Origin of the sequence: Aliidiomarina sedimenti, assembly GCF_003986955.1 — a bacterium.
Taxonomy (GTDB): Bacteria; Pseudomonadota; Gammaproteobacteria; order Enterobacterales; family Alteromonadaceae; genus Aliidiomarina; species Aliidiomarina sedimenti.
On the sequence record NZ_PIPN01000004.1, the window covers coordinates 48,391 to 62,935 of the forward strand.

Here is a 14,545-nt window from a genome sequence, read left to right on the forward strand (position 1 = left end):
TGGTTGTAAAGACCTGAGCCCGGCGGTACGGATCAGTTTAAAGGGATTGAGTGGGGTTCACCCTTAGGCCCTGAACAAACCCGCAATTTTCAATTTGGCGGTAGTTCTGGCTTTCTAATGGTCGTAGTTTCGTGATGTCTACCCGGCCAGAAAAATCATGCGTCACTTCACTTTCAATCTGATAGTAGAAGTTTACATAGGGGCTCTGCTTCGACAGGTTAATATAGGGCATGCCATCAATCGCCCACTGACCCTGCAAGGTCTCACCGTCTGTATAGGTCAGCGTAAAGCGATTGTCGTTGGTCAGGGTGAGGGTTTGCATCAACTCGCAGTTGTCTGCCTGATAGGTCCCGATAACAGAATGCATTGCTCCATTTATGAGTGTGTCATCAACCAGGTATAACCCCATATTGCCAGCCCGGTACCAGTGGTTACCGCGCTGGATAATCGAGGTGGCAATGTTCTCGTAGCCTAAGCCATGAAGAAGCGATGCGACGCTGTCGACCTCGCGGCCAAGAGTCGCCGCTGAGCCCAGAATTATGGTCGAAGCATCCATCGTTGCGGGGTGTGGAATCGAGATAACCGTAACCTCAAGCCCCGCTTTCTCCAGTTCTTGCTGTACTTCTATAACGCTGGAGGGGTTTAACTTATAGTCATTGAGGAAGACTGTAGGCGATGTGCAGCCGCTAGCAATGACTAAAGTCGCCAGGATCAGGCAAATACGTTGCACAGATTGATAAACAGGCATTGGCAAAAGTTTCCGTCCTTGATTCTTTCTTCTACTGTACGGTAGAAGTGCGCCAGGGGGAACGAATCGCTTTTTTCTTTAAAGACTTTAATTTGATCAAAACTCAAGGAATAAGATTTGAAATCTTTTGTATTAATTATTGTTTCACTATTCACTGCTTTCAGTGCCGCAGCTGGTACCGTTTATGATGAATCGAGAGATAGGCATATTCCGATAGAAATATCGCATCCCACCTCACAAAGAGACTGCAGTGAGGCTGAAAAATGTCCGGTTGCATTTCTTAGTGCGGGTTATGGTGTCTCGCATGTCAAATACTCCTTTTTGTCGCAGCAGTTGAATCAATTGGGTTACATGGTTGTGGCTATCGGGCATGAACTAGAGAGTGATCCGCCGTTATCGGTGTCTGGTGACCTGTATGAATCCCGCAGTGAGAACTGGAGCCGGGGCGCTGAGACACTGGACTTTATTAAACACAATCTTGAACCTGTTCATCAAAACTACAATTTTAGTGAATTGTTGCTTATCGGTCATTCAAACGGAGGTGATATATCGTCCTGGCTTGCCAATCAGGGTACAGACTACATAGCAACCGTCATTACGCTTGATCACCGGCGCGTTCCGCTTCCACGTAGTACGGATATCGACGTGCTTTCAATTCGGGGCAGTGACTACCCTGCGGACGATGGGGTGTTACCTTCATCACAAGAAAGCGAGCGCTACGGTATTTGCGTTAAGACAATAGCGGAATCGCGGCACAATGATATGACTGACTACGGCCCCGTCTGGCTTAAAGACGAGATTGCTCACACAGTCGCTAATTATCTAACAGGTGGGCGCTGTAGCTAATTAGGTTGTCTGGTAAAAGGGTATGGTTTTAGCGGTCAAACCGACTCACCGCAGACCCAGGCGCTGGACCATGCCCATTGGAAGTTGTAGCCGCCGAGCCAGCCGGTGACGTCGAGCACTTCGCCAATGAAGTAGAGGCCTGGTTGCAGTTTGCTCTGCATGGTCTTGGAACTGACCTCATCAACGTTGACGCCGCCGAGAGTGACTTCGGCGGTGCGGTAGCCCTCGGTACCGTTGGGTTTAAGCGACCAGTTGTGGAGGCATTCGGCGATGCTACTGAGTTCGGCATGACTGTAGTCGGCGAGGTTCTTCTGTGGCCATTTTTCGCGCTCCAGCAGAATGCTTACTAAACGCTTGGCGATGTGCTGGCTTAACCAGGCTTTCAGGCCCATTTTGGGTTGTTGCTGTTTGCTCGCTTTCAGCGCTTCAAAGGCATCTGCATCGGGCATTAAGTTAATATGCACGCTTTCGCCCGGCTGCCAGTAGGAGGACACCTGCAAAATCGCCGGTCCGCTGACGCCGCGGTGGGTAAATAGCATGGCTTCTTTAAAGCTGGCACGGTCGCTGGCAGCAATGACATCACAGGCGGTGCCGGCAAGGGGCTCAAACTGCGCTTTGTCACTGTCATGCAGGGTAAAAGGCACCAGCCCGGCACGTACTGGCTGGATGCTGTGACCGAACTGCTCCGCTAGCTTGAAGCCAAACGCGGTCGCGCCGAGTTTCGGCATGGATAAACCGCCAGTCGCGACCACCACTGACTTAGCGTTGTATGTTCCCTGCGATGTGTCGAGCTGGTACTCCTGGCCGTCGAAGCTGACATCAGTCACGTTGGTGCGCAGTTGAACACGCGCGCCATGTTCAGCGCATTCATCGAGCAACATGCGGACGATCTGTTTAGCAGAGTCGTCGCAAAATAGCTGACCCAGGGTTTTCTCGTGGTAAGCAATACCATAACGGCTAACCTGCGCAATGAAGTCCCATTGGGTGTAGCGACTTAATGCAGACTTGCAGAAATGCGGGTTTGCCGACAAAAAGTTGTCTGGCGCGGTGTACATATTGGTGAAATTGCAGCGTCCGCCGCCGGAAATCAGGATCTTTTTGCCTGCCTGCTTGGCGTGATCGAGCACCAGCACCGACTTTCCGCGTTTAGCGGCGGTGGCGGCGCAATGGAGTCCGGCCGCGCCAGCGCCCAGAATAATGCAGTCAAATGTCTTAGTTTCCATTTACTTAGCTCAAAGCAGGCAAGTTCGCGGTTGGCTTCAACCGTTAAAAGCGGGCAGTTTAGCACAGTTGTGAACAAATCGGATTTGCCTCGGAGCCCCCTTTTGCATAGTCTAGAGCGCGTTTAAATTTCGGGAACTGATTTGTTATGTCAAAAATAAAAATTCCACACACGCTGGTGCTGATGTTCATCATGATGATGGTGGCGCTGGTGTTAACCTGGATTTTGCCAACCGGTTCATTTGACCGTCAGGTTGAAGATGGTTTGACCGTCGTGGTACCAGGCAGTTATGAAATGCAGGAAGATGTCCCCCGGCTGAGCCCTGTGCGCTTGCTTACGGTGATTCCGGAAGCGCTGGAAGCGGCTCAAAACGTTATTTTCTTCGTTTTTCTGATCGGTGGCGTGCTCGGTATTATTCGTCACACTGGCGCACTGGATGCGGTGATCGGCAAGCTGCTGGAGAAATTCGGTAGCCGCATGGGTCTGCTCATTTTCGGTGGCATGTTCATTTTTGGCCTGTTCTCATCGGTGATCGGCATGGCCGCCGAGTACGTGGTCTTCGTGGCGCTGCTGGTCGGGTTGTGCAGGGCCATTAAGCTCGATGCAATGGTGGCAATGGGGATTCTGGTGGTCGGCTATGGTGTCGGGTACGGTTTGTCGTTAACCAACCCCTTTACCGTGGTGATCGCTCAGGCCATTGCCGAAGTGCAACCGGGCAGCGGCGCCTGGCTGCGTATCCTGTTGTTGATCCCGGTCTTTGCCGTTGGTTTCCACCATGTTTACAGCTACGCCAAAAAAGTCAAAGCTGACCCGGCCAACTCGCTACTGGCGGATTTACCGACCGAAGAGATCAAACAGGACGCCGATGCTTACCCGAAAATGAATAAAACCCATATTGCGGTAATCAGCGCCTTTGGTTTGGCCCTTGCGTTACTGGTTTATGGCATTCAATGGCACGGTTGGTATTTAACAGAGCTGAGTGCGCTGTTTGTCGGCCTGGGGATAGCGACTATCTTTATCGGCCGGCTTGGCTTCGATGAAGCGGCGCAGAAGTTCATTGACGGTGCTGCCCAGTTAACCGCGACTGCATTATTGGTTGGTTTTGCCCGCAGTATCGCGATGATCCTGGAAGATGGTCAGGTTCTCGACACCGTTATCCATTACTTGTCGATGCCGGTTGATGCCATGGGGTCCTATTTTGGTGCGGTAGGCATGCTTTTCATTCAGTCGTTCCTTAACCTGTTCATTCCATCGGGCTCAGGGCAGGCGTTTGTGACTATGCCGATTATGGTGCCGATTGCGGACACCGCTGAAATTGGTCGTCAGGTGGCTGTACTGGCGTTCCAGATGGGTGACGGTTTCATGAATATGATCGTACCGACTAACCCGGTGTTGATGGGTATTCTTGGCCTGGCTGGTATTCCTTACGACCGCTGGTTCCGTTTTATGGCGCCTTTGATGTTGAAATTGCTGGTAGTGTGTTCGTTCGCACTGATATTTGCGGTGTTTGTCGGCTACTAGCCACCGCTGTAATGAAGGGCCCCGCTGCACTCGCAACGGGGCCTTTTTGTTTGCGCGTTGTATGTTTGCGTGGTTTTGTCTATGTGGTAGTTGTCTGCATGTTTAGCGCCAATGGGCGCTAATAGGCTTGTTTTATATAAATATCGAAGCGGTGCTTCTTGCTGGGAACCTGGGCGCTTGGATGCTGCCCCGCCAGATACGGCGCTTTCGCCGGGCGCTTGACGACTACCCGGTGCGTGGCAACCGCAAGCGCTGCGGGTAACAGCTGGTCGCTGTCTTCATCCGTTCCTGCCAAATGTTGCAGCATCTGCATGTCTTTTTTGACTGCCGCTGATTTATCCCGGTGCGGAAACATAGGGTCTAGATAAATCGCCATGGGTGGCTCTTTCGTCAGTTGCTGAGCGTATGCCTGCTCAATGATACTGCCGCGCGGCAGTACCCGTGCGCGTTCAGTCACCCATGGACCTATGCTGTCATCATGCTGAGCCCGGTTGATCGCGTCACTCAACAAAACATGAATGGCTGGGTTTCGTTCTAAAAAACGTACCTGGCAACCTGCATGCACCAGGATCATGCCGTCGCGGCCCAGGCCTGCAGTCGCATCCAGAATAGTTGGCCGATGCCCCTTCGCAATGCCAAGGGCGCGGACAATGGCCTCGTCGCGAGCGCCGCCAGCCTGACGACGCCAGGCTTGTTTGCCGCGGACAAAATCGACCAACAAAGGCGTTACTTTCGGTTGTGACTTCCAGCGTAGTTGAACCCCGAATTGGGTTAGTTCAAGAACAAAGTCATGCTCATTGGCTTCTTCAGGTAACTGATAATGCCTGGCTAATTGTTGGGCGGCGGCTGCGAGTTCGGGTTCCGCAGCCATCAGTGCAGGAGTCAGTAAACCACCGGGGGTGTGCTCAGTGTCTGTGGCCATCTTAGTCAGCCCTGGCGATGTGGCGCATGTCCTGGTGCGGAATGCCGTCTTCGAGGTATTCCGACCCTTCACAGACAAAATCGAGGGAGCGATAGAAGTCGAGCAGGTAGCACTGCGCACCGATGACAATCTGCTGGCTAAGGCTATTGCTCAGGGCTACCTGCATCGCCTTTTTCATCAGTACCCGACCGAGTTGTCGTCCACGGGCGTGCGGTGCCACAATAACCCGGCCAATTCGATGTACATCGGCATCGGCGCCGTGCAGGCTGGTTTTCTTTTTACCTGTGGCATGAAAAATACGCGCGTAGGCGATCAGTTGCTCATTCTCGTAACCGAGCAGATGCAACGCCTGTTGATCTTCGCTGTCGGCGTCCTGATAAGGACAGTTTTGTTCGACTACAAAAACGGCCTGGCGCAGAGCCAGTACCGCATAAAGGTCCGCTACGCTAAGTTCGTTAAAGGTCTTTAATTGCCACTCAATCATGGTTTGTCAGCCTGAATCAGGTGAAAAGCTGGGCCGGATAAAACGCCAGCAACTCGGCGGCTTTGCTGCGGCCGTCGCCTTTCTGTGAAATGTAGCGATTAACCTGCAACTCGGTCAGCTTAGCTTTATGGTAGAACAAACGGCTGTGTTCTGTGTCATGGTTGCTGATTAAAACCGGGATCCCGCGTTTGAAAGCTGCTCGTTCTGCTTTTTGCGCCAAAATGGCCTGTTCGTCCAGGCTGAAACCACCGCTGGCATAGCTGGTAAAGCTGGCAGTCGGACTAAGCGGTAAATAGGGCGGATCGCAATAAATAGCATGCCCTTTACGCGCCCGTCGAAAGCTATTCTGAAATGGCTGGCAGGTGAAGGTGGCTTTTTTCGCTTTCTCAGCAAAAAACTCCAGTTCGGCTTGAGGAAAATAAGGCTTTTTGTACTTGCCAAATGGCACATTGAACTGGCCGCTGGCATTGTAGCGGCACAAGCCGTTGTAGCCGTGGCGGTTAAGGTACAAAAAAAGCAACGAGCGGTGGTAAATGTCGTCGCTTTGGTTGAACTCACGGCGTAGCGCATAGAAGGCATCGGCCTGGTTATTGCGCATCTCAAACAAGCGCCTGGCGTCCTCAATAAAGGTTTTCGGGCGACGTTTAATAATCTGGTAGAGGTTAATCAGGTCGGCATTGATATCGTTCAGCAAATAATGGTCATAATCGCTGTTTAAAAACACCGAACCGGCGCCAACAAAGGGCTCAATTAGCTTGTCAGCGGGCGGCAACAACTGGTTAATGGCTTCGACCAGTGAGTATTTACCGCCGGCCCACTTTAAAAAGGCGCGTTGCTTTTTCATCGTTAGTTGGTCGCAGCGGCGTTGTCGCCCATTACCGGTGCCAGATCCTGACGCACGCCAGCGATCGACTTCGGCCAGGGCTGCAGGCCCTGCAGTTCGCTGTCTTCCTGTTCGCTTTGCTCAGCCACATAGTCGCGTGCAGCCTGTGCCGACGGGTAATCACCGACCACCACAAAGTACCAGCTTTCATCATCGCGCAGGGTCTGGTATATCCGCAATTGCGGATGACTGAATTCGTTTAGAAACAGCTCTAAGCGAGCTGCGTCACTGAATGCGGCAACCTGTAGCACATAGCGTTGCGCATTGCGCTGCCATAGCTCCTGGTTATCGTAGGCCGTTTCAGCCTCGTCACTAGCGTCAGCTGAGGCACTGGCTTCTGCAGGTTGCTCTGCAACTGGTGCAGGCGTAATGGTATCCGGCTGCTCGCTTAACGGCGCGGTAAGTTCCTCCACTGAGGCTTGTTCCTGACGCTGACTACTGCGTTCACGCAGCCGTGTTATGGCCTGGTCGTAATCCATTGCAACGCCGTCGTCAGCGGGTTCAACCACCACAGGTGGTGTTTCCTGCCCGGCTGGCGCGGGCTCTGGTTCGTTGCTGGTTTCGACCTCGGTCTCGACAGGAAGGCTCTCGGGTTCGCGGTCACCGGGCTGTCCTTCGTGCAACATCCAGGCGACGTAAAGCGCCAGTGCAAATGCAATCACCGTCATCAGCAACAGTAGTTTATTCAGTGCCGAACCTGACTTAGGCGCTTTGGCGGCGCCTTTTTCGTTACTCGTTGCCTCGCCGCGTTTCGCTGACCTAGGTGCTGCTTTAGGTTTAAGTAACAAGGTTTCTAATGCCTGCTGGATTTCACCAGGGTAACCCTGTGTTTGTTGCAGCACGGCGCTTAGTTTTTCTTCCGGAATTGACTTGGACTGAGTTTCAACCAGCTTACGCGCAAAACTTGCCTGCTCACGCTTGCTAAAAGGTGATACCTCAATACGTGATGCCGGTTCCTTGCTGCCCAATGAAAGCCCTTTACTGGCCCGCTTTATCCACTCCGCCGATCCGGCAATAACGACACTGACTCGTTGATCCGGTTTAAATAAATGGCGGCTGGTCGCCAGTTCCTGCAGTTCACTTAAAATAGCCGCGGGTAATGATTCGCCGTTGTCGACGCAAACCACCAAATGCTGGCGGCCTGGTTTCATATTGCGTTGCAGTGCTTCGAGGATTCGGTCATCGGTAGAAAACGCGTCGAGGCTGACAAGCTGGCGCAAAATTTTGCTGCGCATGGCGTCGGCATTGATCTTGGACGGCTGTGGCAGATAAGCGAGGTTGGCGTAATCTGAGGCCTGCTCAAGAAAAACTTCAAGAATAGTGGACTTGCCAGCGCCCGGCGGGCCGCTTAGGAAAATCAGGCTCTCGCTGAACGCCACATGGTTATGTAGCTGGTCAAGGATAGCCTGTTGGCTGGCCGTTATTTTAGTGGCAATTGCCAACCCTGGCTCTTGAGACTGCTCTGGTGCTTCAATGCGCATGGATCTTTCCGCTATCTGCGTCACGTTGGCGGCTCACCGCCTGACGGATTAATTCTGGGTCAAGCTCTGCGGTGAGAACCGCATGGCCTAAATTCTCGGGTAATACAAAGCGGACTTTGCCTTGCTTCACCTTTTTATCACGCAACATCAGATCTTGCCACTGCTGCCAGGGCATTTCTACCGGTGCGCTCACTGGTAGGTCCGCGGCTTTCAATAGCTGCAGGGTACGTTGGTAATCACTTTCGCTAAGCATGTCGCGTTGACAGGCAATATCGGCGGCGATGGCAATACCTGCGGCGACCGCTTCACCATGCAGCCAGCTACCAAAGCCCTGTGCCTTTTCAATCGCATGGCCAAAGGTGTGGCCGAGGTTAAGTAAGGCGCGTTGCCCCTGTTCTTTTTCATCGGCTGCCACTATCTGCGCTTTAATTGCACAACTGCGGACGATCGCCTGTTCGAGTTTGCTCTCATCGAGGCCAACTAAAGCAGGCATGGTATTTTCCAGCCAGCTGAAAAAGTCGTGATCCGCCATCACGCCGTACTTGATGACTTCAGCCAGGCCTGCGCTGAGTTCTCGCTGTGGCAAGGTCCGCAAACAGTTGGTATCGATCAAAACCGCTCGTGGTTGGTGAAAGGCACCAATCAGGTTCTTACCGCGTGGATGGTTAACCGCCGTCTTTCCACCGACCGATGAATCGACCTGAGCCAGCAAGGTGGTCGGGATCTGAACGAAATCAACGCCGCGATGGAAGCTGGCGGCAACAAACCCTGCAAGGTCACCGACTACACCACCGCCTAATGCCAGCACGGTACAGTCCCGGGAAAAGCCACTGGCCAGCAGGGCATCCAGCGCCGCTTGCCAGGTTTGCAGGCTTTTCGCCTCTTCGCCATCGGCCATGATAAAGATATCCAGCTGATGGTCGTTGGATAATGCAGCTTTAATCTTTTCCAGGTACAGGGGCGCCACAACCTGATTGGTAATGACGAAGACCTGTTGGTTCAGATAGGGTTTTAAATGCAGAGCCAGGGTCGACAGCAGACCGCTGCCGACCAGTATCGGGTAACTACGCGTGCCAAGTTGCACAGAAAGCTGTTGCATAGACCTACCCTGCTAAGAAAGTTCGCTGACCTAAATCGGAAATGGCGTTTAAAAGCCGAGCTTTTCGATGATCTGAGTGGCTACGACTTTAGCACTTTGATCGTCAGTTTCCACCACTACATCGGCAATTTCTTCGTACAGCGGGTCACGCGTTTCAGCCAGGTCTTCCAGCACTTCGCGAGGATTCTCTGCTTCAGCGATGAGCGGACGGCGTTTGTCCCGTTCGGTGCGGGCGACTTGCTTGTCGATGGTGGTTTTGAGGTACACCACGATGCCGCGTGCCGATAAACGGTTACGGTTTTCTTTACTGACAATCGAACCGCCACCAGTAGCAAGGACAATGCCCATGTGTTCGGTCAATTCTTCAATGACTTTCTCTTCGCGCGTGCGGAAGCCTGCTTCCCCTTCAAGCTCAAACACCCAACTAATATCCGCGCCAGTTCGTTTTTCGATCTCAGCGTCAGAGTCATAGAAGTCAAGGTGGAGCGAGCGTGCGATTTGACGGCCAATGGTGCTTTTACCTGCGCCCATCGGGCCAACTAAGAAAATGTTACGTTTTTCAGCCATATCTTTGTTTACTTCACTTAATAGCTGTTACTTACCAAAAGAAACGAGTGTTTAATTAGCACCCCTGAACTTGCAAAAAAGACACGCGATTATGGCAAAAAGACCGCTAAATGGCAACCGCCACGCGGTGCATTTGTTGACAGACAGGATTTTGACTGGTCCATTGAAATTCTAACCAATCGCGGCGTATTCGCTTCAGTTGCCAGCTATTTTCAAGTACTTGATTTAATTGCAAGCGCCGGGTTTGCCCCTGATAGACGACCACAACGTAGTCGCGTTGAGGCCAGTTTGCGGTAACAATTAGCTGCGGCGGTAATGGCGATTGGCAGTTGCTGGGCGTTGATGAATGAGCTGCTTCATGGCGATCCGCATCATTTAACCAGTCGGTTAACTCGGAAAAAGCGCGCTGATCAGCGGCTATAAACTGGCCTGGCTGCAGGGAGAGGGTAAGCTGAGCCTTGGCCCGACCGCGGTTATCTGCAGCCTGACTCTGATCAGGCAAGACTAGCTGGTAGCGACCCGGGCTGTGCGAGGAGGTGGCAAGGTTTGCCATGAATGCTGTTAGCTCTGACAGTCCACCGTTGGCACTAAGTTGATAGTGCTGATCGCGAATCGTTAATGAGGGTGAATCGAGCGCCTGCAAAGCATCTTGCAACGCCGACAGTGACAGTTCAGGCAACGCCATTTGCGGCGCTTTATCCGGTAACGCGGTGGGGCGGGCGAGCGTGGCCACCGCAATTTGATGCTCTGCATGCTTTGGATCTGGCGCATCGGCGACATAGGCTATCAGCCATGCGACCACGGCCAGCAATGCCACGGCTAGCCAGCGGACCCGGGGGGTGACCAGGCTCCAGCGATAACCGAGGTGATAAAGACCATGGTTAAGGCTAGTCATGGCCCGTTAACCTCAATCACAATCAGGTAACCGGCGCCATGGGAATTGCTGCTCACCAGTTGCGTCGTCCACTGTTGCTGTTGCAGGGTGGTACTAAACATGGTTAACCAGTCGCTGAGCCAGAGTGTGTTGTCTGCTTCCAGCGTTAATTGCCAGTTTGCTGTTGCACCACGGGCAAACTGAATCGTCTTCAGTTCGGCAGCGACGGGGAGCGAGGAAAGCGTCAGTAGCCATAACCGCGCATGCGCAGCAAGCGGGTGCTGAGCAAGGGGCTCTGCCACAATGGCCGGCGTTTCCGCTGGTCTTACAACGGCGACAGAAGATGTCTCAGCGCCCAGTCGTGGTCCGATAACAGCCACAATCAATATCAGCATAGTGCCAAGCTGTGCCTGAGCGATACGAACCTGCTGGCGTAGTCGAATTCGTTGCGGCCGGGCCAGGTTCAACACAATGACCTCGTTCCCAACAAAGCACTGAGCGCGATATCACGACTGGCCGTGCACAACCACGGACCGCTAACCGAGTCTGCTAACGTTGTCTCGTCGCCGTCAAAAGGGGAAGGCGGTGCCCCTGCAAACCTGACTTGCCGGGGGTTGAGGTTAAGTGCGCGATAGAAGTCCTGCAGTTTATCTTGGTTGATCAGCACCACCTGATAGCGCTGTTCAGTGTCGTTCGTGATCTCGCTGGTAGTAATTTTTTCTGCGTCCCAGATGAAAGTGTCTAATGGAGCAAACCCCTGTTGTTCGAGGAGAAATCCGAGCGTCGAGTCGAGCTCAGCGACTGGGACATCCTGCGGCAGTGCTAATTCGAGGTGAGTGAGTGCTGAGCAAGGTAAAAATAATGCAATGCTGGCTGAACTTTTAAATTGAGCGACTATCCTAGCAATGTGAGAGAGAGCATATGACTGGGTTAAAGCGAGTAATTCAAACTCGCCTCCCAGTCCTTTTTTTATCTGCGGTCCGCTTTTTGCTTTTTTTATTTTTATAACCGCGATACTGACATGGTCGTCAGTCCAGACAATACCGAGGCGATTACCTTTACCTGAATGTCGTAAAGCGTGCCAAAGCGCCATGCTACGTATCCTTTTATAAATATAACATCCTTAATTTGACGTCCTGTCAGTTGTCCGCTGTGTACACTGGGAGGAGATGGGATTAAGCATAGATGTTCGCGCCGCGAAGCAGAGCGCCAATTCTGTAAGTAATCGCTGAATGGTCGAAATTGGTTAAATTTAACGCGAAAATCAGTATAATGCCGGATTGTTTTGCACCTTACTCTGCGCTAAATGGGGCCTGCCTTGAAGTTTCTTAAATATTTGCTGCTGACGTTGCTGACCCTGATCATTTTTGGCCTGGGTAGCGTGGTCGCGCTTTATTATTATGTGAAGCCTGAATTACCCAGTGTTGAAACCTTACGCGATGTTCGCTTGCAGATACCGATGCAGGTTTTCACAGCAGATGGCAAGCTGATCTCACAATTTGGTGAGCAACGGCGTATTCCGCTTACCCTGGACGAAATTCCGCAGCAGTTAAAAGATGCGATTTTAGCCACTGAGGACAGCCGTTTTTACGAGCATTTCGGCGTTGACCCTATTGGTGTTGCGCGTGCGTTTAGCGTGCTGGTCACCACGGGCTCTATCCGCGAAGGTGCGAGTACCATTACCATGCAGCTGGCGCGGAATTTCTTTCTGACCCGCGAACGGGCGTGGATGCGCAAAATAAAAGAAGCCTTCATCGCGATCCATATCGAGCAATTGCTCAGCAAAGACGAAATTCTTGAATTGTATCTGAACAAGCTGGCGCTGGGGCACCGTGCCTACGGTGTTGGGGCCGCGGCAGAAGTCTATTACGGTCGTTCGCTGGATGAACTCACCCTGGCGGAAATAGCAACTATCTCAGGATTGCCGAAAGGGCCTTCAATTCTCAACCCAATTTCAAACCCTCCTGCTTCGGTTGAACGTCGTCGGATCGTGCTGCGCCGGATGCTGGATGAAGGCTATATTAGCGAAGAAGCCTATCAGGTTGCTTATGATGCTCCTGTCACCGCGCGTCTGCATGGTGCCACTATTGAAGTTTCGGCGCCCTACCTGGCTGAAATGGTACGCCACAATATGGTTGAGCGTTTTGGCGCCGAGCAGGCGTATACCAGTGGGTATCGGGTTTACACCACGGTAGAGTCAAAGCATCAGCTGGCGGCGGAAAAGGCCGTGCGTGACAACCTGCACGCCTATGATGAGCGACATGGCTATCGTGGGCCGGTGAACCGGTTGTGGGGCGAGTTTACGGCGAGTGAAGAGGCGGACCAGCAACAGCAGAATTTGATCAACCCTGAGACCATGGTCATCCCTGAAAACCGGGGCGTCGAGCCCTGGTCAGTGGAGGAGATCACTGCATACCTCAATCGGCAGCCAATGTATGGTCCTTTGCACCCGGCGGTGGTGACTGAGGTCAGAGAGCAAAGTGCCGTGATTCTGGTCCGCGAAGGGGTGTCAGGCACCAGCGAAATTGAACTCGACTGGGCCGCTCTGGATTGGGCACGACCGTATATTGATGAGAGCACTCAGGGTGAAGCACCGGATCAAGCCAGTGATATTTTGCGCGCAGGCGACCATATCTGGGTACGCCGTTCAGAACCGGATGCACCCTACAAGCTGGCACAAATTCCCGGACCGAGCTCGGCGCTGGTCGCCATGCATCCAAATAACGGCGCACTTGCTGCCGTGGTGGGTGGTTACAGTTTTCAGATGAGCCAGTATAACCGCGCTTTGCAGGCAGAGCGTCAGGTAGGTTCAACCATAAAGCCGTTTATCTATGCGGCGGCGATCGAAGATGGCTACACCCTGGCCACGATTATGAATGATGCGCCTATTACCCAGTGGAACCCGGGATCAGGGTCTGCCTGGCGGCCACGAAATTCACCTGAAGTCTATGACGGGCCGATTCGCCTGCGCAAGGCACTGGCACGGTCAAAAAACGTCGTTTCAGTCCGCCTGATCCGCTCGGTAGGGGTCGATCGTACCGCCGATTTCATGCAACAGTTTGGGTTTGAAGCCGCGGACATTCCGCGTAACGAATCGCTATCCTTAGGTTCTGCGTCATTTACCCCACTTGAATTAACGCGTGGCTTTGCGGTGTTTGCCAACGGCGGCTATCTGGTGGAACCGCATTTCGTGGCGCGTATTGAAGACGTCAACGGCGACGTGCTGGAAGTGGCTAATCCGGTCCAGACCTGTGCCGACTGTGTGCTGCAGGACCTCTATGAAAACTGGTGGGAACATGAACTGCCGCAGGCGCCGCGAGTGCTGTCCGAGCAAACCGCCTTCCTGGTGAGTGATGCGCTAACCTCAGCGGTGTGGGGCGGTGGTAGCTGGCCCAATCAAACTGGCTGGAATGGCACCGCATGGCGGGCACAGACGCTGCGTAACCGCAATATTTCCGGTAAAACCGGTACCACCAATGACGTCAATGATGCCTGGTTCGTGGGTTATGGCAGTGGCTTAGTGGTTAGTACCTGGGTCGGTTTCGATAATCTCGAGTATTCGCTAGGGCGGGCATCGCTGAACCCTAACCTTGGCCGTGACCGGCAGCCAATCGTTGGGTCTGAGGCGGGTGCGACCACCGCATTACCAGGCTGGATCGACTTTATGCAGGTAGCGATGGAAGATTTCGCTTTCGACCCCTTTGATTTGCCAACTGATATTGTCTCGGTGCGGATTGACGATAAGACAGGTAAGCTGAGCAATCAGTCTGATTACACCAGCTTGTTTGAATATTTCATTTCTGGCACTGAGCCGACTGAGTTCGTGGATATAGAGGGCAACTCGCCGCGTTTGTTTGAGGATGACGACGACGAGTTGTTTTGAAGCAGCCGTCTTGTC

The 14,545-nt window shown here is 52.9% G+C and carries 14 protein-coding genes; 3 read left to right on the top strand and 11 right to left on the bottom strand.

Translation table 11 applies throughout. The annotated features are described in order from the left end of the window. Positions 1-37: 37 nt before the first annotated feature. Positions 38-748 (bottom strand): hypothetical protein, encoded by a 711-nt coding sequence (locus CWE12_RS09285; RefSeq protein ID WP_126789435.1) that lies wholly within the window; start codon positions 746-748, stop codon positions 38-40. A gap of 117 nt (positions 749-865) precedes the next feature. Between CWE12_RS09285 and CWE12_RS09290 the strand changes: the two genes are divergently transcribed. Beyond that, entirely contained in the window at positions 866-1,594 is a 729-nt protein-coding gene (locus CWE12_RS09290; RefSeq protein ID WP_126789436.1) for an alpha/beta hydrolase, read from the top strand. A 35-nt stretch (positions 1,595-1,629) separates the two neighbouring features. Here CWE12_RS09290 and CWE12_RS09295 read toward each other — a convergent pair whose 3' ends face one another. After that, positions 1,630-2,817: a BaiN/RdsA family NAD(P)/FAD-dependent oxidoreductase gene (locus CWE12_RS09295; protein ID WP_126789437.1), complete on the bottom strand. Its 1,188-nt coding sequence runs from the start codon at positions 2,815-2,817 to the stop codon at positions 1,630-1,632. Between the two features lie 146 nt (positions 2,818-2,963). Here CWE12_RS09295 and CWE12_RS09300 point away from each other — a divergent pair, with 146 nt between their 5' ends. Then, entirely contained in the window at positions 2,964-4,337 is a 1,374-nt protein-coding gene (locus CWE12_RS09300) for a YfcC family protein (RefSeq protein ID WP_126789438.1), read from the top strand. Between the two features lie 118 nt (positions 4,338-4,455). Here CWE12_RS09300 and CWE12_RS09305 read toward each other — a convergent pair whose 3' ends face one another. From CWE12_RS09305 to CWE12_RS09345, 9 genes are all read right to left on the bottom strand, one after another. Then, positions 4,456-5,259, bottom strand: a complete 804-nt coding sequence (locus CWE12_RS09305) for a class I SAM-dependent methyltransferase (RefSeq protein ID WP_126789439.1) — start codon at positions 5,257-5,259, stop codon at positions 4,456-4,458. A 1-nt stretch (position 5,260) separates the two neighbouring features. Beyond that, positions 5,261-5,743, bottom strand: coding sequence for a GNAT family N-acetyltransferase (locus CWE12_RS09310; protein ID WP_241984182.1), 483 nt, complete (start codon positions 5,741-5,743; stop codon positions 5,261-5,263). A gap of 16 nt (positions 5,744-5,759) precedes the next feature. Continuing rightward, a complete protein-coding gene (locus CWE12_RS09315; protein WP_126789440.1) occupies positions 5,760-6,587 on the bottom strand; it encodes a Dam family site-specific DNA-(adenine-N6)-methyltransferase in 828 nt (275 codons plus the stop codon). A 2-nt stretch (positions 6,588-6,589) separates the two neighbouring features. After that, entirely contained in the window at positions 6,590-8,107 is a 1,518-nt protein-coding gene (locus CWE12_RS09320) for an SPOR domain-containing protein (protein ID WP_126789441.1), read from the bottom strand. Continuing rightward, positions 8,097-9,206 (bottom strand): 3-dehydroquinate synthase, encoded by a 1,110-nt coding sequence (gene aroB, locus CWE12_RS09325; protein ID WP_126789442.1) that lies wholly within the window; start codon positions 9,204-9,206, stop codon positions 8,097-8,099. Before aroB ends, CWE12_RS09320 begins: the two co-directional genes overlap by 11 nt. Positions 9,207-9,254: 48 nt before the next feature. Further along, a complete protein-coding gene (gene aroK, locus CWE12_RS09330; RefSeq protein ID WP_126789443.1) occupies positions 9,255-9,773 on the bottom strand; it encodes a shikimate kinase AroK in 519 nt (172 codons plus the stop codon). Between the two features lie 106 nt (positions 9,774-9,879). After that, positions 9,880-10,668 (bottom strand): hypothetical protein, encoded by a 789-nt coding sequence (locus tag CWE12_RS09335; RefSeq protein ID WP_126789444.1) that lies wholly within the window; start codon positions 10,666-10,668, stop codon positions 9,880-9,882. After that, on the bottom strand, positions 10,665-11,117 hold the full coding sequence (locus CWE12_RS09340) for a hypothetical protein (protein WP_126789445.1): 453 nt from the start codon (positions 11,115-11,117) through the stop codon (positions 10,665-10,667). The genes CWE12_RS09335 and CWE12_RS09340 overlap by 4 nt, the downstream gene beginning before the upstream one ends. Further along, positions 11,111-11,740 carry a hypothetical protein gene (locus CWE12_RS09345; RefSeq protein ID WP_126789446.1) on the bottom strand — a complete coding sequence of 210 codons (630 nt, stop codon included), beginning with the start codon at positions 11,738-11,740 and terminating at the stop codon, positions 11,111-11,113. Before CWE12_RS09345 ends, CWE12_RS09340 begins: the two co-directional genes overlap by 7 nt. 225 nt (positions 11,741-11,965) lie before the next feature. Between CWE12_RS09345 and CWE12_RS09350 the strand changes: the two genes are divergently transcribed. Continuing rightward, positions 11,966-14,530, top strand: coding sequence for a penicillin-binding protein 1A (locus tag CWE12_RS09350; protein ID WP_126789447.1), 2,565 nt, complete (start codon positions 11,966-11,968; stop codon positions 14,528-14,530). Positions 14,531-14,545: the final 15 nt, after the last annotated feature.